At 72.7% G+C, this 19427-nt stretch carries 16 protein-coding genes and 1 tRNA gene; 8 read left to right on the forward strand and 9 right to left on the reverse strand.

Going from position 1 to position 19427, the window contains the following annotated elements; all coding sequences use genetic code 11:
- The first annotated feature begins 1 nt into the window (after position 1).
- The 3 genes from rlmB to F4692_RS10885 all read left to right on the forward strand — a co-directional run bounded on the left by rlmB (position 2) and on the right by F4692_RS10885 (position 4141).
- Complete coding sequence (rlmB, locus tag F4692_RS10875) at positions 2-961, forward strand: 23S rRNA (guanosine(2251)-2'-O)-methyltransferase RlmB (RefSeq protein WP_179619664.1); 960 nt, start codon at positions 2-4, stop codon at positions 959-961.
- Positions 962-968: 7 nt separating this feature from the next.
- Positions 969-2474 carry a metallophosphoesterase gene (locus F4692_RS10880; RefSeq protein WP_179619665.1) on the forward strand — a complete coding sequence of 502 codons (1506 nt, stop codon included), beginning with the start codon at positions 969-971 and terminating at the stop codon, positions 2472-2474.
- A 158-nt stretch (positions 2475-2632) separates the two neighbouring features.
- On the forward strand, positions 2633-4141 hold the full coding sequence (locus F4692_RS10885; RefSeq protein WP_179619666.1) for a hypothetical protein: 1509 nt from the start codon (positions 2633-2635) through the stop codon (positions 4139-4141).
- A 28-nt stretch (positions 4142-4169) separates the two neighbouring features.
- Here the strand turns inward: F4692_RS10885 and F4692_RS10890 are convergent, their stop codons facing one another.
- Both F4692_RS10890 and F4692_RS10895 read right to left on the reverse strand, forming a co-directional pair.
- Complete coding sequence (locus F4692_RS10890) at positions 4170-5378, reverse strand: DUF4032 domain-containing protein (protein WP_179619667.1); 1209 nt, start codon at positions 5376-5378, stop codon at positions 4170-4172.
- Positions 5379-5389: 11 nt separating this feature from the next.
- Positions 5390-7222: a glycoside hydrolase family 13 protein gene (locus F4692_RS10895; protein WP_308645260.1), complete on the reverse strand. Its 1833-nt coding sequence runs from the start codon at positions 7220-7222 to the stop codon at positions 5390-5392.
- A 49-nt stretch (positions 7223-7271) separates the two neighbouring features.
- Between F4692_RS10895 and F4692_RS10900 the strand changes: the two genes are divergently transcribed.
- Positions 7272-7344, forward strand: a tRNA-Thr gene (locus tag F4692_RS10900).
- Between the two features lie 95 nt (positions 7345-7439).
- Here F4692_RS10900 and pdxY read toward each other — a convergent pair.
- The 6 genes from pdxY to F4692_RS10930 form a co-directional block, all read right to left on the reverse strand.
- On the reverse strand, positions 7440-8303 hold the full coding sequence (pdxY, locus tag F4692_RS10905) for a pyridoxal kinase PdxY (RefSeq protein ID WP_179619669.1): 864 nt from the start codon (positions 8301-8303) through the stop codon (positions 7440-7442).
- A gap of 210 nt (positions 8304-8513) precedes the next feature.
- Positions 8514-9275 carry a dioxygenase family protein gene (locus F4692_RS10910; protein WP_257029748.1) on the reverse strand — a complete coding sequence of 254 codons (762 nt, stop codon included), beginning with the start codon at positions 9273-9275 and terminating at the stop codon, positions 8514-8516.
- A gap of 34 nt (positions 9276-9309) precedes the next feature.
- Positions 9310-10005 carry a uracil-DNA glycosylase gene (locus F4692_RS10915; protein ID WP_179619671.1) on the reverse strand — a complete coding sequence of 232 codons (696 nt, stop codon included), beginning with the start codon at positions 10003-10005 and terminating at the stop codon, positions 9310-9312.
- Complete coding sequence (locus F4692_RS10920; RefSeq protein ID WP_179619672.1) at positions 10002-11438, reverse strand: pyridoxal phosphate-dependent decarboxylase family protein; 1437 nt, start codon at positions 11436-11438, stop codon at positions 10002-10004. The genes F4692_RS10915 and F4692_RS10920 overlap by 4 nt, the downstream gene beginning before the upstream one ends.
- A complete protein-coding gene (locus F4692_RS10925) occupies positions 11431-12792 on the reverse strand; it encodes an MFS transporter (RefSeq protein WP_179619673.1) in 1362 nt (453 codons plus the stop codon). Before F4692_RS10925 ends, F4692_RS10920 begins: the two co-directional genes overlap by 8 nt.
- A complete protein-coding gene (locus F4692_RS10930; protein WP_179619674.1) occupies positions 12789-14057 on the reverse strand; it encodes an alpha/beta fold hydrolase in 1269 nt (422 codons plus the stop codon). Before F4692_RS10930 ends, F4692_RS10925 begins: the two co-directional genes overlap by 4 nt.
- A gap of 98 nt (positions 14058-14155) precedes the next feature.
- On the opposite strand from F4692_RS10930, the gene F4692_RS10935 reads away from it, so the two are divergent.
- The 4 genes from F4692_RS10935 (at position 14156) to F4692_RS10950 (ending at position 17795) form a co-directional block, all read left to right on the forward strand.
- Positions 14156-14794: a fasciclin domain-containing protein gene (locus F4692_RS10935; RefSeq protein ID WP_179619675.1), complete on the forward strand. Its 639-nt coding sequence runs from the start codon at positions 14156-14158 to the stop codon at positions 14792-14794.
- Positions 14795-14886: 92 nt separating this feature from the next.
- Complete coding sequence (locus tag F4692_RS10940) at positions 14887-15471, forward strand: RNA polymerase sigma factor (RefSeq protein WP_218858395.1); 585 nt, start codon at positions 14887-14889, stop codon at positions 15469-15471.
- Positions 15458-16180, forward strand: a complete 723-nt coding sequence (locus F4692_RS10945) for an anti-sigma factor (protein ID WP_179619676.1) — start codon at positions 15458-15460, stop codon at positions 16178-16180. Before F4692_RS10940 ends, F4692_RS10945 begins: the two co-directional genes overlap by 14 nt.
- A 49-nt stretch (positions 16181-16229) precedes the next feature.
- The gene (locus F4692_RS10950; protein WP_179619677.1) at positions 16230-17795 is read left to right on the forward strand and encodes an FMN-binding glutamate synthase family protein; all 1566 of its coding nucleotides are present in this window, start codon (positions 16230-16232) and stop codon (positions 17793-17795) included.
- A gap of 6 nt (positions 17796-17801) precedes the next feature.
- Here F4692_RS10950 and F4692_RS10955 read toward each other — a convergent pair whose 3' ends face one another.
- Complete coding sequence (locus F4692_RS10955; protein WP_179619678.1) at positions 17802-19244, reverse strand: alpha,alpha-trehalose-phosphate synthase (UDP-forming); 1443 nt, start codon at positions 19242-19244, stop codon at positions 17802-17804.
- Positions 19245-19427: the final 183 nt, after the last annotated feature.

Here is a 19427-nt window from a genome sequence, read left to right on the forward strand (position 1 = left end):
CGTGGCTGGCAACTCCAAGCGCAAGGGCGCGATCAAGAAGACCGGCAAGGGCAACCCGACCGCCGGCTCCGGAGGCCGCGTGCGGCGCGGGCTCGAGGGCCGCGGGCCGACGCCCAAGGCGAAGGACCGTCCTTACCACCAGGCCCACAAGGCGGCGAAGCGCGCCGAGAAGGCCAAGGACACCCGGCCCAAGCGGCGCACCACCTCGGACGCCGAGTGGGCCGCCGGCCGCAACTCGGTCGTCGAGCTGCTCCAGGCGGGGGTCCCGGTCGCGGCGATCTACGTCGCGGAGGGCACCGAGCGCGACGGCCGGATGCGTGAGGCGTTCAAGCTGGCCGCCGAGCAGGGCCTGACGCTGCTTGAGGTCACCCGCAACGAGATGGACCGGATGACCGGCGGCGCGGTGCACCAGGGCCTCGCCGCACGGCTCCCGGCCTACGAGTACGCCCACGCGGACGACCTGCTCGACCGGGCCGACGACAACAAGGAGCCGGCGCTCATCGTCGCGCTCGACCAGGTCACGGACCCACGCAACCTCGGCGCGGTGATCCGCTCGGCCGCCGGCTTCGGCGCCCACGGCGTGCTCATCCCCGAGCGTCGCGCCGCGGGCATGACCGCCTCGGCGTGGAAGACCAGCGCGGGCGCCGCGGCCCGGCTGCCCGTCGCCCAGACGGTCAACCTCACGCGCCAGCTCAAGGCGTACCAGGACGCGGGCTGCATGGTCGTGGGCCTGGCCGCCGACGGCGACCTGTCCCTGCCCGAGCTCGTGGCACCGGGTGGTCTCGCCGAGGGCCCGCTCGTCGTGGTCGTCGGGTCGGAGGGCAAGGGCCTCGGTCGCCTGGTCGCGGAGACCTGCGACCAGATCGTGTCGATCCCCATGGCCGGCCAGCTCGAGTCGCTCAACGCCGGCGTCGCCGCCTCGGTGGCGCTCTACTCGATCTCGCAGGCCCGGCTGACGTGATCTGCTGATGGGCCGCCGACGCCGCGTCGCAGGCGGCATCGTCGTCGTCTGCCTGAGCGCGCTGCTCGGTGCGTCCGTCGCGGTGTCGCTGTTCCTCAACAGCAGCCGGACGGTCGTGCTCGTCGGTCACGACACGGTCGTGCGCCCGACGACGTCGGGTGACGCGGTCGTGCAGACCGGCCCCCTGCTGCCGGACTTCCGGTTCCGCGACGTGGGCCCAGTCGGCGTCTCCCTTGCGCTCGGCAAGACCGAGGTCGGCTCCGTCGAGGAGCTCGTCGAGCGCTACGCCTACATCGCCGGCGACCCGACCGGCCAGGTCGACAAGGTGCGCGCCGTCGTGGTCGACATGGCGGTGTCGGCGGCGCTGCGCGGGCTCGGCGTCGGGCTGGTCCCGGTGGCCTTCTACCTGCTGCTGGGCCGCCACCGGCGCGGCGAGCTGTTCCGCGGCGTACGCTCCCGCAACGGTCTCGTCGCCCTCGCGTTGCTGCTTGTCCTGCCGGTGCTGGTGTGGCAGCCGTGGGAGGCCGACGCGGAGACCCAGGAGGAGCAGGGCAGCTGGCAGACGCTGGCCGAGCTCGCTGGTCCCGACGTCACCCTGCCGGGGGAGGTGCGCGACATCGAGGTCCGCACCGGGCCGGTGACGACCCAGAGCAAGCGGCTCGTGCTGAGCGCGATCGACACCTACGACAAGTCCAAGGAGTTCTACTCCACGGCCGCCGAGGGTGCGGCCGACCTCGACCTGCGCGAGCCGGAGGACGGGGAGACCGTCGCGCTGCTGGTCAGCGACCGGCACGACAACATCGGCATGGACCGGGTCGCCCGGGCGATCGGCGAGCGGGCGGGGGCCACCGTCGTCCTCGACGCCGGCGACGACACCTCGACCGGCCAGCCCTGGGAGGCGTTCAGCCTCGACTCGCTCGAGGGCGCCTTCTCGGACTGGGAACGGTTCGGGGTGGCCGGCAACCACGACCACGGGACCTTCGTCAGCACCTACCTGGCCGACCTCGGCTGGACGATGCTCGACGGGGAGGCGGTCGACGCGCCGTGGGGCGGCACGCTCCTCGGCGTCGACGACCCGCGCAGCAGCGGCCTGGGCAACTGGCGCGAGGAGTCCGGGCTGAGCTTCGCCGAGGTCGGCGACCGGCTGGCCGACGACGCGTGTGCCGCGGCCGAGGACGGCGAGCGCGTCAGCACCGTGCTCGTCCACGACGCCAACCTCGGGCGCGAGGCGCTCGCCCGCGGGTGCGTGGACCTGGTGCTCGGCGGCCACACCCACGTCCAGGCGGGCCCGGACGTGATCACGGGCGAGGACGGGTCCACGGGCTACACGTGGACCAACGGCACCACCGGCGGGGCGGCGTACGCCATCGCGATCGGCAGCAAGCCGCGTCGCGACGCCGACGTCAGCCTGGTGACCTATGCCGACGGCCGGCCGATCGGGCTCCAGTGGGTGCGGCTGCGCACCGACGGGTCCTGGCTGGTCGGCGACTGGAGCCCTGTCGAGCCGGGCTGAGAGTCCCCACGTTCCCTCGGCCCGGCCCGCGGGTCGATCCTCCGTCGCCGGGCGCCGCAGCGCGAGTCGGTTTCATGATCAAGGCTGGATGAAATCTTTACCTCCTCGGCGCGAGACGGGTGTGCCGACGACGTCATGCGTGCCCTGACAATCGGCGCGTGCCCGAACCGACCAGGATGACGATCGTCGACGACTCCACGTCGCTCGCCGGTCCGGTCATCGACGTGGCCGCCCGCATCGGCTGGGTGCTGCGGATGGCCCGCACGACCGCCCGGGACGTCGACACCCGGATGCGCCCCGTCGCGGAGGCGCTCGGCACGAGCACGGCGCGGCTGTCGCGGGCCGAGACCGGCCAGCTGCGCGACGGCGAGCTCGTCGACGGCTACGAGCGCGTGCTGGGGCTCCCCGAGGGGTCGCTGCGTGCGCCGATCGACGTCCTGTGCCGCACCTTCCCGGCCACCAGCCCCGTCGACGTCAGGCCGGGGCTTCCGATCTCCTCGGTCGAGGAGCTCTCCCGGCTGACCGAGAGCATCGCCGGCGCCGAGGACGTCTCAGGGGGTGAGTGGCTGCGCTGGGCGCGTGCCATCTCGGCGCCCGGCAACATCGGCCTGCCGGTCTCCCTGGCCCGCACGGCCGTGCGGCGGCTCGTGCGCGAGCTCGCCCGGTCGGTCAGCCACGGCTACCCGACGCGCTACGAGGCGCTCGCCCGGATCCGGTGCAGCGGCTACGGCTTCCTCGTCCTCGAGATCGCGCGCGAGGAGGTCGCGCACCCGCACGCGCAGGCGCTCGGCGACCTGCTGAGCGCGGTCGGGGAGGCCGCGACGCCGGACGCCGTCGCGTGGTGCCTCGAGCTGCTGGTCGACGAGGCCCCCCACCTCGCGCTGTGCGGGGCCCTGGGGCTGGAGAACATGGCCGAGATCGCCGGGCCGCAGGCCTTCTGGACCGAGGTGGCGCCGGCGCTGGTCGACGCCTTCGACGCGGTCGCCGCCGGCTCGGTGCAGGAGGAGTGGGCGACGCACCTCATCCGTCTCGTGCCGGCCGCCGTGTGGCGGACGCTGGGGCGTACGCCGTCGCGGCCGCTGCCGCGCGCCCCCGAGGTGGAGGGTTTCGACCGCGAGGCCACCAACCGGCACTGGCAGGGGTGCCAGGAGTCCGCGCGACGGATCGGCCGGCAGGTCGGGGTCGGCGACCAGCCGATGCTCGCACGACTGATGTTCGACATCGGCTACGGCCACTGGGAGACGCGCGCAGTGACCGGCTACTTCCTGCTGGGCGGGCTCCCCGCCGTCGCCCGGCCCACGTGGGAGCACCTCGCCCGCATGGTCGACGACGAGCCCGACGAGCGGATCCGCCACCGGATGGTCCGGCGGATCCAGGGCACCCTGCACGGGGACGGGTCGAGCATCGCGACCCGGTGGCTCGACTCGCCCGACGAGGTGCTGCGAGCCGCCGGCCTGCAGGTCGCGGGGGCGTCCGGCCTGCACGTGCCCGTCAACGACCTGCGACGGGCGCTGTCGGACTCCGCCACGCGTCGCGCGGCCGCGTTCGCGGCGGGGATGAGCGCGCACCCGGCCCTCGCCACGCTGGCCCGCGACCCGGGCCTCGACGAGGCGGCACGCGGCTCGGCCGGCTGGTGGCTGGACCGCGGCGGGCGCATCGCGGTCTGAGCGTGCGCGCCCCGGCCAGCGCCGGGTCCTACTCCTGTCCCGCGATCGCCTCGTCGGCGCGGGTGGTGAGGAAGCGGTCGATGTAGTCGCGGGCGGTCTCCTTGATGTCCACCTCGTGACCGGCGCGCTCGGAGAGGTACCACCGGTGCTCGAGGATCTCGTGGAACACCTCGGCCGGCTCGAGCTTGCCCGTCGCGTCCGGCGGGATCATCGCCATGATCGGCTCGAAGACGTCGTGCATCCACCTGCTCGCCACGAGGTGCCGGTCCTCGCGGCCGAGGTCGAAGTGGGCCGTGAACGCGGCGAGGTCGTTGAGCAGCCGTCGCGCCTGGTTGTCCTCCACGCTCATGCCCGTCAGGTCCCGGATCTCGCGGGCGTGGTGGCCCAGGTCGACGACCTTGGGCTGGATCCGGATGGTGTCGCCGCCGAGGTCGGTCACGATGTCGAGCTCGTCGACGTCGAAGCCGAGGTCGTTCAGCCGCTCGACGCGCTGCTCGATGCGCCACATCTCGTCGGCGCGGAACTCCTCGAGCCCGGTCAGCTCGTTCCACAGCGCCTCGTAGCGGGTGCGGAGGTGCTCGATGATCGCGAAGCCGTCGATCTCCTTCTGCACGGCGCCGCTCGCCGAGAGGTCCATCAGCTCGGCGAAGATGTTCTCGCAGCCGACGGTGATGTCGTAGTCGCGCAGCCGGTCGCCGACCGACTCGTGCAGCTCGCCGGTCTCGGCGTCCACGAGGTAGGCCGCGAGCGCGCCGGCGTCGCGCCGGAACAGGACGTTGGAGAGCGAGACGTCGCCCCAGTAGAACCCGGCGAGGTGCAGCCGGACGAGCAGCACGACGATCGCGTCGATCAGCGTCGGCACGTGCTCGGCGTCCATGCCGCGGCTGAACAGGCTCCGGTAGGGCAGGGAGAACTGCAGGTGGCGGGTGATGAGCGCCGCCGGGAGCTCCTCGCCGTCCGCGTCCTCGCGGCCGGTGACGACGCCCTGCGGCACCACCGACGGCATCCCCATCCGCTGCAGGTCGCGGAGCATCCGGTACTCACGGAAGGCGATGTCGCCGTGGGTCTCCTTGACGGCGTAGACCGAGCTGTTGAGCCGCACGATGCGCACCACGTGCCGCGACAGGCCGCGGGGGAGGGGCACGACGACGTCCTCGGGCCACTCCTCCAGGGGGAGGTGCCACGGCAGGGTGAGGACGGCCGGGTCGGGCCGGCTGGCGACGATCCGCATGGCCATGGCCCGACACGCTACTCCGTGACGAGCTCCCACACATCGACCCGCGGCCCGTCGGACGCGGGCACCACGAGGCCGCGGGTGCCGGACGCGAGGTCGGTCCCGCCGGTCTCCGAGCCGTAGAGGTGCCGGGCGTCACCGAGCGGGAGGTCGAACGCCGCCCCGGCGCAGCGGCGTACGACGACGAGGACGCTCTGGTCGGGATGCTCGCGGACGTAGGCGATCGTGTCCGCGTCGACGTGGGCCCAGCGCAGCCCGCCGCGGCGCAGCGCCACGTGGGCGCGGCGCAGGGCGGAGAGCCCGGCGTACGCCTCCAGGGTGCGGGTGTCCCACTCGTCGCGGCGGTCCCACGGCATGGTGCGGCGGGCGTCCTCGCCGTTGACCCCCTCGAGCCCGATCTCGTCGCCGGCGAACACCATGGGGACGCCGGGCAGGGTGAACTGCAGGCCGACCGCGACGCGGTGGACGGCTGCGTCGCCGCCCACGAGCGTGCGGATCCGGGCGGAGTCGTGGGAGCCGAGGATGTTCCAGCTCGAGGCGGTCGCCCGCCAGCCGAGGGTGCCCTGCCAGGCGCGGAAGGTCTCGACGACCGCGGGACCGTCGCGCCGGGGCACGGGGACGGGGCGGCCGAACGCACGCGCCGGCGAGGCCGGGTCGCGCAGCCACGACCAGACCGGCCACGAGAAGCCGGAGTAGTTCATCGTGCCGTGCCAGCCGTCGCCGTCGACGTCGCCCGTCGCGTCGTGGTTGTGCTCGCCGATGACCCAGGGGTCCTCCCGCAGCGCCGCGGCGGTGGCGCGCACCGTGCGGGCGACGTCGTGCGCGACGTCGATGGCGCCGAGCCGGCCGGTCATGTTGGCGACGTCGATGCGCCAGCCGTCCACGTCGTAGGGCGGCTGCAGCCAGCGGCCCACGACCGAGCTGGGCCCGTCGACCATGGCGTGGCGGGCGTCGAGGTTGGCGTGGTTGATCTTGGGCAGGGTGCCGTGGCCCATCCAGCACGCATAGGTGCCATCGTCCTCGAAGTAGTAGAACGACCGGTGCGGGTCCTCCGGGTCGTCGACGGCGGCGAGGAACCACTCGTGGGTGTCGCCGGTGTGGTTGGTCGTCAGGTCGCCGAGGATCCGCCACCCGCGCGCGTGCACCGCCGAGCTGAGCCGGGCGTACGCCTCGCTGCCGCCGAGCAGGGCGTCGACCTCGAGGAACGTGGTGGCGTTGTAGCGGTGGTTGCTCTCACCCGGGAACACCGGCGTCGTGTAGAGGACGTCCGCGCCGACCGCCGCCACGTGGTCGAGGTGCTCGGTGACGCCGTCGAGGTCGCCGCCGAACAGCTGCATCGGGGTGCGCGGGTCGCTGCCCTCGAACACGACCTCCTCGTCCCACGCCGCCGGCAGCGCCCAGTCGGGGACGGGTCGCTCGTCAGCCGCGGCCGAGCGGGCGAACCGGTCGGGGAAGACCTGGTAGACGACGCCGTCACGCCCCCAGTCGGGCGCGGAGGGGAAGGCGGAGAGGCGGAAGTCCGCGGCGTCCGGGAGGTCGTACGCCACCGCACCGGCCCCGGTCAGCCACTCCTGGCTGCCGTCCGCGCGGACGAGGAGGAAGCGGTAGCGGGTCACCGGGTTGTGCACCGGCAGCGCCGCGGACCACCAGACCACCTCGCCCTCGGCGGTGGCCGTCGTCGGGTGGAAGACCGGCTCCGCGTCGTACGTCGTGCGCAGCCAGACCGCCTCGACCGGGTCGGCGGCGCTCGTCCGCACGCGCACCGTCACCGTGTCGCCGAGGGCCGGCGCCTCGTCGGACACGAAGAGCGGGGAGCCGTCGTGGTGCGGCAGGTGGAGGAGGCTCACGGGCGCCATCCTCCCTCACCTAGGATGGCCGCCGCGCCGCGAGGCGCACGCCGGTGTAGCTCAGTTGGTAGAGCGCATTACTTGTAATAATGATGTCGCGGGTTCGATTCCTGTCACCGGCTCCCGCTGCTTCACCATGGGATGTCGACGAGCCTGCACTTCCCGGGGTCGATGAACCGAGGGAAGTGCGCCTTCACCGACATCCCATGGTGGAGCGTCAGCGGACCTGCTCGACCTCGAACTCGTTGGCGGGGGAGGCGATGGCCTCCTGGGCCGCGATCAGGCGCAGCTCGCGCTCGCCGGAGTCGAGGGTCTCCTTGAGCACCGCGAAGACCGACGAGGCCGTGCGGGCGAGCGCGTCGGCGGCGGAGCCCGTCGTCCTGAGGTGGGCGGTGAAGAGGGCGGCGGTGATGTCGCCGGAGCCGTTGGCCTTCATGGGCAGCCGCGGGGTCCGCACCAGCCACGCCTCGTCGCCGGTGACGGCGAGCATCTCGATGGCGTCCTCGGGCGCGCCCTCCCGGTCCACGGACGTCACGAGCACCGTCGACGGGCCGAGGGCGCGGACCTCCTCGACGGCCTCCAGGATCGCCTCGAGCGACGACGCACCGCTCAGGGCGTCGCGCTCGGTGATGAAGCCGAGCTCGAACTGGTTGGGCGTCAGGACGTCGGCGACCGGGATGACGGTGGAGCGGTACTTCGGCGGGATGGCCGGGTTCACGAAGCAGCCGGAGGTGGCGTTGCCCATGACCGGGTCGCACGTGTAGGTCGCGTCCGGGTTGGCCACCTTGACCTGCGCCACGGCGTCGACGATGACGTCCGCGATCTCCGGCGAGCCCTGGTAGCCCGAGAGGATCGCGTCGCAGGTCGCGAAGGCGCCCCGCTCACCGATGCCGGTGATGACCGCCGCGACGTCGTCCGCGTCGATGAGCGGCCCGCGCCACGCGCCGTAGCCGGTGTGGTTGGAGAAGTTCACCGTCAGGACCGGCCACACCTCGTGGCCGAGGCGCTGGAGCGGGAAGACGGCTGCGGAGTTGCCGACGTGGCCGTAGGCGACGTGGGACTGGATGGAGAGGACGCGCATCCCCCCAATCTATCCGGGTCTCGACACGCGCCGTCACGGCCTCGTGCCTCGGCCGTGGGCTCGCTCGACCTCGCCTGGCTGCGGGCCGCCTCGTTCCTCGGCGACCCGGTCGGTCCCGGGTCTCGGTACGTGCCGTCACGGCCTCGTGCCTCGGCCGTGGGCACACTCGACCTCGCCTGGCTGCGGGCCGCCTCGTTCCTCGGCGACCCGTCAGGCGACCTGCAGCGACCTCTTGGAGAGGCCCATCCAGAACCCGTCGATCACCTGGACCCCGGGGTCGTCGGCGGTGGTCGCGGCGCCGAGCGTCACGAAGAGCGGCGTGTAGTGCTCGACGGTCGGGTGGGCGTACGGCATGCCGGGGGCCTTGGCCCTGTAGTCCGACAGCAGGTCGACGTCCCCGCGGGTCAGCGCGTCGGCCGCCCAGTGGTCGAAGTCGACCGACCAGCCGGGCGCGGCGGCCTCGATGCGGAACTCCTTGAGGAAGGGAAGGCCGTGGGTGAGGAACCCGGAGCCGATGACGAGGACGCCCTCGTCGCGGAGGGGACGCAGCCGCTCGCCGAGCTGCATGAGCCGGTGCGGGTCGTCGGTGGGCAGCGACATCTGCAGGACGGGGATGTCGGCCTCGGGGTACATGATCTTGAGCGGCACCCAGGCGCCGTGGTCGAGACCGCGCGAGACGTGCTGGTGGACCGGCTCGGTGCTCGGCATCATCGCGGCGATGCGCTGGGCGAGCGCGGAGGAGTCCGGCGTCTCGTAGGTCATCTGGTAGTACTTCGGCGCGAACCCGCCGAAGTCGTAGACCAGTGGGGCGCGGTTGGCGCTCAGGCTCACCGGCGCGGACTCCCAGTGCGCGGAGACGATCAGGATCGCCTTCGGGCGCGGGAGGTCCTTCGCCCAGGCGGCGAGCTGCCCAGACCAGATCGGGTCGTCGAGCAGCGGCGGCGCACCGTGGCCGATGTAGAGGGCAGGCATGCGATCGTTCATGACATCCTCAATAGTACAGAATTCAATTATATTCCGGAAGGGCCCAGTCGACCGGACCCGCTCCCTGCTCCTCGAGCAGGCGGTTGACCCGGCTGAAGGGCTTGGACCCGAAGAACCCGCGGCGCGCGCTCAGCGGCGAGGGGTGGGCCGACTCCACCCACGGGACCGGCCCCAGCAGGGGCTTCAACGACTGGGCGTGGCGGCCCCAGAGGATCGCCGCGCAGGGACCGCCACGGGCGGCGAGGGCCGTGATGGCGCGATCGGTGATGACCTCCCACCCCTTGCCCTGGTGGCTGTTCGAGTCACCGGGACGCACGGTCAGGGACCTGTTGAGCAGCATCACGCCCTGGTCGGCCCACGCGGACAGGTCGCCGTGACGGGGCGGCACGATCCCGAGGTCGTCGCGCAGCTCGACATAGATGTTCACCAGGCTCGGCGGGAGCGGCCACACGTCCCGCTCCACCGCAAAGCTCAGCCCGATCGGGTGCGAGGGGTTGGGGTAGGGATCCTGCCCGACCACGAGCACGCGCACATCGGCGAGCGGACGCTCGAAGGCCCGGAAGATCCGCTCTGCGGGGGGCTGGTACCCGCGGCCCGCCGCCTCCTCGTCGCCGAGGAAGCGCCCCATCGCCGCGATCCGGTCGTCGACCGGGGCGAGCGCCTCCGCCCAGTCCGGGGCGACCCGTCCCTCCTCGACGAGCCCCGCGAGCGAGCTCATGGGCGGCCCCCTCGCACGGGTCGCTGCAGCCGGTCCAGGAAGGCGACGAGCAGCGCCTCGCGCATGGCGGGCGAGGCGACGTCGAGCATCGCGTTGACCTCCGCCATCCGGGTCGGCAGCTCGAGGTCACCGTCCGCGCCGGCACCGACCAGGCCGGACGCCGCGAGCAGGCCGTCGAAGTCGTCGTCACCGAGCGCCGCCGGGTCGAGTGCCTCGATGAACGCCACCACGCCGGGGTCGACCGCGACGGGTCCGGCCGCCTGGGCTGCCGCGACCGACTCCGACAGCGCGTCCCTGAGCTCGGCGACGTGCGGGAGGGTGCCCGCGCTGACGGACAGGTGGATGCTCGGCCCGCCCCCGGCGTACGACAGCTGCGGCTGGACGTACCACCCGCGCGAGACGAGCTCGTCGGTCAGCGTGAACGGGTCGCACGACCCGTCGGTGGCCAGCGTGACGAGGGTGGAGTCCGGCTGGACGACGAGGTGCAGGGCGGGCTCGCGCTCGACGGCTGCGACGATCGCGTCGACGGCGTCGAAGGCGCGCCCGGCGAGGTCGAGGTAGCCCGCGTCCCCGACGTGCTCCACCACGGCCCACGTGCCGGCCACGGGTCCGCCCGACCGCGTCGACTGGGTGGTCGCGTTGAGCATCGTGTAGCCCGGCCAGGCCGCCGAGGCGAAGTACTGCGGCTTGCGCAGCGACGCGTCGCGGTGCAGCAGCAGCGAGGTGCCCTTCGGGGCGTAGGCGTACTTGTGGGTGTCGACCGAGATCGAGGTGACGCCCTCGACGGCGAACGTCCACGGCGGCACCGCGCGGCCCAGCCGGGAGGCGTAGGGCAGCACCCACCCGCCGATGCAGGCGTCGACGTGGCAGCGCACCCCGCGGGCCGCTGCCGCCGCGGCGATCTCAGTCACCGGGTCGACCACGCCGTGGGCGTACGACGGCGCGCTGGCCACGACCAGCACCGTGTCGTCGTCGACGGCCTGCGCCATCGCCGCGGCGTCGGCCCGGAAGTCCGGCCCGACGGGCACGAGCACGGCCCCGACGCCGAAGTAGTGGGCGGCCTTGTGGAACGCCGCGTGGGCGGTGGCCGGCAGCACCATCCGCGGCCGGACGACGTCGGGACGGCTGTCGCGCGCGCCCTGCACGGCCAGGAGGATCGACTCGGTGCCGCCGGAGGTCACCGTGCCGACCGCCGAGTCCGGTGCGTCGAGGAGCGCGCACGCGAAGCCCACCAGCTCGTTCTCCATCTGCAGCAGCGAGGGGAAGGCGGTCGGGTCGAGCGCGTTGGACGCGGCGTAGGCGGCCACCGCCTCGCGCGCGACCCGGTCGACCTCGGGGTCACCGCAGTCGTAGACGTAGGCCAGCGTGCGGCCGCCGTGGACCGGCAGGTCGGCGCCCTGCAACGCCTTCAGCCGCTCGAGGGGATCAGTCATGGGAGCCTCCCTGGGCAGTGGCCACCTCGGTGGCGTCGAGCGCGTAGCGGCGCAGCCACCACAGGCTGGCCAGGACCAGCAGCGCGGGGACCACGGAGAAGCCGAGCACGATGGCGAGCTGAGCCGACTCCGGCTGCTCGATGTCGCGGCCCTGGCTCGACACGTAGCCCCCGAGTGCCAGCCCTACGGCGTACACCGCGGGCCCGAGCGCGAGGCCGAGGGTCTCGCCGGCCGTCCAGACGCCGGTGTAGACGCCGGCGCGGTTCTCGCCGGTGCGGGCCGAGTCGACGGCGGCCGCGTCGGGCAGCATCGCCATCGGGAACACCTGGCACCCGGCGTAGCCCACGCCGACCAGCGCCGTGCCGATCATCGTCCACACGTCGTTCAGCCCGAGCGCGAGGAGCGTCAGGAGGGCGCCGGCGGCGAGCACGAGCGACGACACGACGTAGCCCTGCTTCTTGCCGACCCGCTCGCCGACGCGCGCCCACACCGGGGTGAGCACCAGCGCCGGTCCGACGAAGCAGACGAACAGGATCGTCGCCGCACCCGGGCGCAGCAGCACGTCGCCGGCGAGGTAGTCGACCCCGGCGAGCATGCAGCCCGTGGCCAGCGCCTGCAGCACGAAGGTGGTCAGGAGCAGCCGGAAGTCGCGGGCCCGGCCCACGATCCTCAGCTGCTCGCGCAACGAGCCCGCGCCCGCGCCGATCGCGCCGATCGGTGCCGAGCGGGTGCCCCACCACGCACTCACCACGCCGACGACGATGAGCACGGCCATCACGACGCCCATCACGCGATAGCCGTCGCGGCCGCCGACGCCGTCGCGGATGAGCGGCGCGGTCGCGCCCGCGAGCATGATCGTGAGCGCGAGGATCGCGACCCGCCACGTCATCAGCCGGGTGCGCTCGTCGTAGGAGGAGGTGATCTCGGCCGGCATCGCGACGTAGGGGACCTGGAAGAAGGCGTACGCCGACGCCGCCAGCACGAAGAAGACCAGGACCCACGTCGCCTCGAGCGCCGCGCTGCCGAGGTCGGGTGCGGCGAAGATGAGGGCGAACGCGCCCGCCAGCATCAGCCCCGCCCGGATCAGCCAGGGCCGTCGTGGGCCGGCGGGGTCGATCGTCCGGTCGCTGACCCGTCCGGCGACGGGGTTGAGCAGCACGTCCCAGGCCTTCGGCACGAACACGATGACGCCGGCCCAGATCGCCGCGATCCCGAGCTCGTCGGTCAGGTAGGGCAGCAGCATCAGCCCGGGGACGGTGCCGAACGCGCCGGTCGCCACGGAGCCGCTGCCGTAGCCGATGCGTACGCCCCGGGTGAGCGTGGCCGGCTCGCCCGTCGGGACGGCGGTGCTCACCGTCGGCCCAGGGAGCGCGACCCGGCGGAGCCGTAGCGGCGCGACGGGTTGGAGCCGATGGTGCTGGCCGACGCCTTCTTCGCCGCGGCCTTCTTCGCGGGCGCCTTCCTCGTCGCTGCCTTCGTGGCCGGCGCCTTCTTGGCGGGCGCCTTCTTCGCAGCGGTCTTCCTGACCGGCGCCTCGGTCGTCGCCGGCGCCCGGCCCGACCACTGGTCGACCCACTCGTCGAGGGTGGTCCACGTCGTCCCGCGTGCCGCCCGCCCGGTCAGCATGCCGAGGTGCCCGCCGGGCACGACCTCGAACTGGACCTGCTCGGACCCGGTCAGCAGCGGCACCACCGCGCGTACGGCCGGCAGCGGTGCGATGCCGTCGGTGTTGCCCGCGAAGACCAGCACCGGCACCTCGATGGCGGCGAGGTCGATCGTCCGGTCGCCGACGTCCATGCGCCCCTCGGCGAGCGCGTTGCCCTTGACGAAGCGGTGGTAGAGCTGGCCGAACGTGCGACCGGGGTAGGCGATCATGTTCGCGCGGAAGCGGTCGACCGCCTCGAGCTGCGCGAGGTAGTCGGTGTCGTCGAGGTGGGTGAGCACCGCCAGCGGCTTGGTGACCACCTTCTGCGCCGACGCCGCCGTGAAGGCCCAGTTGACCAGCGGCGTCGGGACGCCGCCGAGGGCTCGGTAGATCCGCGTGACCGCGCCCCTGCCCTGCGTCAGGTTGAGCAGCGGCCTGACCGGCGCGACCAGCGGCACCTTGCGGACGTCGACCGGCGAGCCGACGACCGTCAGCGACGCGAGGGGCAGGTCATGGCGGTCGGCCGCGACCAGCAGGGCGAAGATCCCGCCGAGGCTCCAGCCGACGAGGTGCACCGGCCGCCCGCCGGCGTGCTCGGAGACCGTCCGGACCGCCTCGGGGATGACCTCGTCGACCCAGTGCTCCACACCGAGCGAACGGTTCTTGAACGACACCTGCCCGTACTCCACCAGGTAGGTCGGGCGTCCCCCCTGCACGAGGTGCTCCACGAGGGAGCAGCCGCGCCTCAGGTCGAAGCACAGTGCGGGCGCCGCGAGGGGGGTCACCAGCAGCACCGGGTCGCCCGTCTCCTCGACGTCCTTCACGGGCCGGTAGTGGTAGACCTCGCGCAGCTCGCCGTCGTCGATCAGCGTCCGCGGCATCGGCCGCAGGTCGGCCAGGCCGCCGTAGAGCACGCTGTGCGCCACGTTCCCGGCGGCGGCGACCACCTGTTCGGGGGTGGGGATGAGGTCCATGGAAAGAAATCTACGGGCAGGTGCATCCGATCCGCCGCCCCAGCCGGAGAAGGGGGAGACAGGGCGCCACCGGGCGCCCCCAACGGAAGGACTGCATCATGAAGCGTCGCGTTCCCGCGATCCTGGCCGCCTCCGCCCTCGCCCTCGGCGCGGTGCAGGCGACCGCCCCCGCCGCCAGCGCGAAGGCCGCCGGTGACGACAGCCTCGCCGCGCTGCTGACCTCCGACGGCAACCAGTTCGACAAGAACAAGAACGACTTCGACATCCTCACCGAGGCCGCCCTCGCCGTGATCGACGCCAAGCCGGACTCCCCGGTCGCGCTCGTCGCCGACGGCTCGCAGCGCCTCACGGTCTTCGCGCCCACCGACGAGGCGTTCCGCCAGCTGGCCAAGGACCTCACGGGCAAGACGATCAAGAGCGAGAAGAAGATCCTCGAGGCGCTCGTCGAGCTCGCCGGTGTCGACACCATCGAGACCGTGCTGCTCTACCACGTGGTCCCGGGCAAGACGCTGACGAGCAACAAGGTGCTCAAGGCCAACGGCGCCAAGCTCAAGACCGCCCAGGGCGGCACCGTCAAGGTCTCGATCAAGAAGAAGCCGATGCTGAGCATCACGCTCAAGGACGCCGACAAGAACGACCAGGACCCGAAGGTGGTCCTCAAGGCCCTCGACCTCAACAAGGGCAACAAGCAGGTCGCCCACGGCATCGACCGGGTCCTGCGCCCGATCGACCTCTGAGTCGCGGCCACCACCTGACGCGGGCACGGGCGGGGAGCGCGATGACCATCATCCCGTTCCCCGCCCGTTCGCCTCGCCGGTACGGTGACCTCGTGGTCACCCAGCCGATGGCGCTCGAGGACGAGGCGGACGACGTCCGCTCACTGGCCGAGCGCCTGGTCGCGGGGGAGGAGGCAGCCCTCGAGGCGGTGTACGACCGGTGGTCCCCGCTGGTCCACACCTACGCCCTCCGGGCCCTGGCCGACCCGCACGACGCGGAGGACGTCACGCAGCAGGTGTTCGTCGCCGCGTGGCGCAGCCGCCACACGCTCACCCCGAGCCCCAGCGCCCTGCCCGCCTGGCTGATCGGGATCGCCCGGCACAAGGTCGCCGACGTCCGCGCCGCCCGCGCGCGCGACGCCGACCGGCTCGCCGCGGTCGTGTCCCTGCCGGGCGCGCACGAGCTCCACCAATCCGCGGACGAGGACGTCGCCGAACAGCTCGTCGTACGGCAGGCCGTCGACGAGATGCCCGACCCCCGCCGCACGATCCTGTTCCTCGCCTTCTGGGAGGAGCACAGCCACGCCGAGATCGCCGAGCGGGTGGGACTTCCGCTCGGCACCGTCAAGAGCCACCTGCGCCGTGGCCTGATCACGCTCCACCGACAGCTCGAGGGGGTGCGCCATGAGTCACGCTGAGCCCGACCAGCTCGCGGGCCTCGCGCTCGACCCCGACGACGCCTCCGAGGCGGTGCGCGAGCACGCCCAGACCTGCCCCGAGTGCGCGGCCCTGGTGGCCGCCTTCACCGGCACCCGCCGACGCGCCGGTGCCGACGCCCTCGTCGCCCCGCCCGCGCACGTGCGCGACCGGGTCCTGGCGGACGTACGCGCCCCGGCGCCGCCCACCGCCCCACCCCCGGTCGTCGTGCGGGAGCGTCGCGGCGTCCCGGCGTGGCTGGCCGCCGTCGCCGCCGCGCTCGCCCTCGTCGCCGGCATCGGCCTCGGCCGGATCGGCACCGGCGAGACCCCGGCGCCCGAGGCGAGCGACCCGACCCCGGTCGAGACCGACGACGGCGGTGAGGTGGTCGCCGCCACCGCGCTCACCGCGCTCGACAGCGACGCCGAGCGGGGCGAGGCCAGCGTCACCGACCGCGACGACGTGATCACCCTGCGGGTGCGCGCCCGCGACCTCGGCGACGAGGACGGCTTCCACGAGGTGTGGCTGATCAACGTCGACGGCAAGCGCATGGTGGGCGTCGGCATCCTCGCCGACGGCGACGACGGTGAGTTCAAGGTGCCGCGCCACCTCATCGACGACGGCTACCGCATCGTCGACATCTCCGTGGAGCCCGACGACGGCGACCCCACCCACTCCGGGGTGAGCCTCGCCCGCGGCGAGCTCGCCTGACCGCCACCAGGTCCTCGACATCACGGTCCACGAGGGCTAGGAACGGACCATGAAGTGGAGGTACGCGATCCTGGGCGGCACCGCGGCGGCCGCGGCCGCCACGACGGTGCACGACCTGGTCCAGTCCAAGCACGCGATCATCCGCAACTTCCCGGTCGTCGGGCACGCCCGCTTCTTCCTCGAGCGGTTCGGCCCCGAGCTGCGGCAGTACATCGTGACGAGCAACGACGAGGAGCGGCCGTTCAGCCGTGACCAGCGTCGCTGGGTCTACGCCAGCAGCAAGCTCGAGAACAACTACTTCGGGTTCGGCACCGACAACGACGTCGAGCGCGTCGAGGGGTACCCGATCATCAAGCACCGCACCTTCACCGGGCCCGGCGCGGCGACGATGCCGCACGCGCAGGAGGAGATCGTGCTGCCGTGCGCCAAGGTGATGGGCGCGGCGCGCGGGCGTACGCACGCCTTCCGCCCCGGCTCGGTCGTCAACATCTCCGGGATGAGCTTCGGCTCGCTGTCCGGCAAGGCCATCGAGGCGCTCAACAAGGGAGCCGCGCTGGCCGGGTGCCTGCAGAACACCGGTGAGGGCGCCCTCTCTCCCCACCACCGCCACGGCGGCGACATCGTCTTCCAGATCGGCACGTCCTACTTCGGCTGCCGCGACGAGCACGGCCGGTTCGACCTGGCCCGGCTCGTCGACCTCGTGCAGTCGGCCCCCGTCCGGGCGATCGAGGTCAAGCTGAGCCAGGGTGCCAAGCCGGGCCTCGGCGGGATGCTGCCGGGGGAGAAGGTGAGCCGGGAGATCGCGGAGATCCGCGGCATCCCGGAGGGCAGGGACTGCGCCTCCCCGAGCCGTCACGAGGTCTTCCACGACGTCGACTCGATGCTCGACTTCGTGGAGTCGGTGGCGCAGGCCACCGGGCTGCCCGTCGGCATCAAGTCCGCGGTCGGCAACACCACGATGTGGGACGAGCTCACGGCCGCGATGGCGGGCGGCGATCGGGGCGTCGACTTCGTCAACATCGACGGGGGCGAGGGCGGCACCGGTGCGGCGCCGATGATCTTCGCCGACTCCGTCGCCTACCCGTTCCGGATCGGCTTCTCCGAGGTCTACCGACGCTTCGCGGAGGCAGGGCTCAGCGACGACGTCGTCTTCATCGGCGCCGGCAAGCTGGGCGTCCCGGAGAACGCGGTGGTCGCGTTCGCCCTCGGCGCCGACATGGTCAACGTCGGGCGCGAGGCCATGATGGCCATCGGGTGCATCCAGGCGCAGAAGTGCCACACCGACCACTGCCCGGTCGGCGTGGCCACGCAGAACCCGCGCTACACCCGCGGCCTCGACGTCAGCCTCAAGAGCGTGCGCGCGGCCAACTACGTGCGCTCGCTGCGCCGCGACCTGCTCAAGGTCTCCGAGGCCGTCGGCGTCGTGCACCCCGGCCTGATCGGCCCGCGCGACGTCGACATCCTCGACGGCACGCGCTCGGCGGTCGGGCTCGCCGCGACCTACGGCTACGACCCGTCGTGGCCGCGGCTCGGCCGGCACCTCGTCGACGAGATCGAGTCGATCATGGTCGCCCAGGACGCGACCGACCGGGAGAGCGACGAGGAGCGCCCCTGACGACGGTCAGCGCCTCGCGGGGCGCCGCACCGACTTGTCGTGGTGCTCGGGCAGCCCGGCGAGCTCGGTGAGGAACTCGTCGGCCCACTTGGAGACGTCGTGGGTGGTGACGGTCCTGCGCATCGCGCGCATCCGGCGGTTGCTGTCCTTCTCGTCGGCGGCGTACGCCTCGAGCAGGGTGGCCTTCATCCCGTCGATGTCGTAGGGGTTGACCAGCCACGCCTGCCGCAGCTCGGCGGCGGCACCGGCGAACTCCGACAGCACGAGCGCGCCGTCGTCGTGGATGCGGCAGGCGACGTACTCCTTGGCGACGAGGTTCATCCCGTCGCGGAACGGGGTCACGACCATGATGTCCGCGGCGCGGTAGAAGGCGGCCATCTCCTCGCGCGGGAACGAGCTGTGCAGGTAGTGGATGGCGGGACTGCCGATGCGGCCGTGGTCGCCGTTGATCCGCCCGACCAGCATCTCGATCTCGTCGCGCAGGATGCGGTACTGCTCGACCCGCTCGCGCGAGGGGGTGGCGACCTGCACGAAGACCGCGTCCTCGACGTCGAGCTCTCCGTCGCGCACGAGCTCGCCGAAGGCGCGCAGCCGGGAGTAGATGCCCTTGGTGTAGTCGAGCCGGTCCACCCCGAGGAAGATCTTGCGCGGGTTGCCGAGGGCCTCGCGGATCTCGGCCGCGCGCTTCTCGGTCGCCTCGGACCGGGCGAGCTCCTCGAACCCGGCGGTGTCGATCGAGATGGGGAAGGCGGTCGCCTTCACCGGGCGGCCGTCGGGGAGGTAGATGGTGTCGCGGTGCGTCTTGTGGCCCACGCGGCTGCGCACGAGCCGTACGAAGTTGGCGGCCGCGCCGGGCAGCTGGAAGCCGATGAGGTCCGCGCCGAGCAGGCCCTCGAGGATCTGGCGGCGCCACGGCAGCTGGCTGAACAGCTCGGCCGGCGGGAACGGGATGTGGAGGTAGAAGCCGATGCGCAGGTCGGGCCGCTGCTCGCGGAGCATCTGGGGCACGAGCTGGAGCTGGTAGTCCTGGACCCACACGGTGGCGCCCTCGGCCGCGACCGTCGCCGCGCGGTCGGCGAAGCGCTGGTTGACCGCGACGTAGGAGTCCCACCACTCGCGGTGGAACTCCGGCTTGGCGACGACGTCGTGGTAGAGCGGCCACAGGGTCCCGTTGGAGAAGCCCTCGTAGAACTCCTCGACCTCCTGGCTGCTCATCGCGACCGGCACCAGCGAGAGGCCGTCCTCGACGAACGGCTCGATCTCGTCCTCGTCGGCCGACCCCGGCCAGCCGATCCAGGCGCCGTCGTTCTTGCGCAGGACCGGCTCGAGGGCGGTGACCAGACCGCCGGGCGAGGTGCGCCAGGAGTCGGTGCCGTCCGGGAGGCGGACGCGGTCCACGGGCAGCCGGTTGGCCACGATGACGAGGTCTGCCTGCGGTGTCCGGCTCACGCAGCCACCCTATCGACGCACGGTGACGCGCAGGTCACCCCGCGGTGTTGCTCCTCCGGCCCCGCCGACCACCCGTCCGTCGATCCCGCGCGGTTTGTCCAGACGACTCGCCGGGAGCGAATGACATGGTTGTCGTTCGTCGCCTAGACTGACCGCAGTCCGCCCGGCCACGGGTGGGCGTGG

This window comes from Nocardioides cavernae (assembly GCF_013410035.1).
Lineage (GTDB): Bacteria > Actinomycetota > Actinomycetes > Propionibacteriales > Nocardioidaceae > Nocardioides > Nocardioides cavernae_A.

What these genes read in the sequence shown, in the direction of transcription:
- F4692_RS10935 (WP_179619675.1), top strand. Translation starts at nt 14,156, where the DNA reads ATGAAGCGTCGCGTTCCCGCGATCCTGGCCGCCTCCGCCCTCGCCCTC.
- F4692_RS10920 (WP_179619672.1), bottom strand. Translation starts at nt 11,438, where the DNA reads ATGACTGATCCCCTCGAGCGGCTGAAGGCGTTGCAGGGCGCCGACCTG.
- F4692_RS10890 (WP_179619667.1), bottom strand. Translation starts at nt 5,378, where the DNA reads ATGGCCATGCGGATCGTCGCCAGCCGGCCCGACCCGGCCGTCCTCACC.
- F4692_RS10950 (WP_179619677.1), top strand. Translation starts at nt 16,230, where the DNA reads ATGAAGTGGAGGTACGCGATCCTGGGCGGCACCGCGGCGGCCGCGGCC.
- F4692_RS10915 (WP_179619671.1), bottom strand. Translation starts at nt 10,005, where the DNA reads ATGAGCTCGCTCGCGGGGCTCGTCGAGGAGGGACGGGTCGCCCCGGAC.
- pdxY (WP_179619669.1), bottom strand. Translation starts at nt 8,303, where the DNA reads ATGCGCGTCCTCTCCATCCAGTCCCACGTCGCCTACGGCCACGTCGGC.
- F4692_RS10945 (WP_179619676.1), top strand. Translation starts at nt 15,458, where the DNA reads ATGAGTCACGCTGAGCCCGACCAGCTCGCGGGCCTCGCGCTCGACCCC.
- F4692_RS10930 (WP_179619674.1), bottom strand. Translation starts at nt 14,057, where the DNA reads ATGGACCTCATCCCCACCCCCGAACAGGTGGTCGCCGCCGCCGGGAAC.
- F4692_RS10910 (WP_257029748.1), bottom strand. Translation starts at nt 9,275, where the DNA reads ATGCCTGCCCTCTACATCGGCCACGGTGCGCCGCCGCTGCTCGACGAC.
- F4692_RS10880 (WP_179619665.1), top strand. Translation starts at nt 969, where the DNA reads ATGGGCCGCCGACGCCGCGTCGCAGGCGGCATCGTCGTCGTCTGCCTG.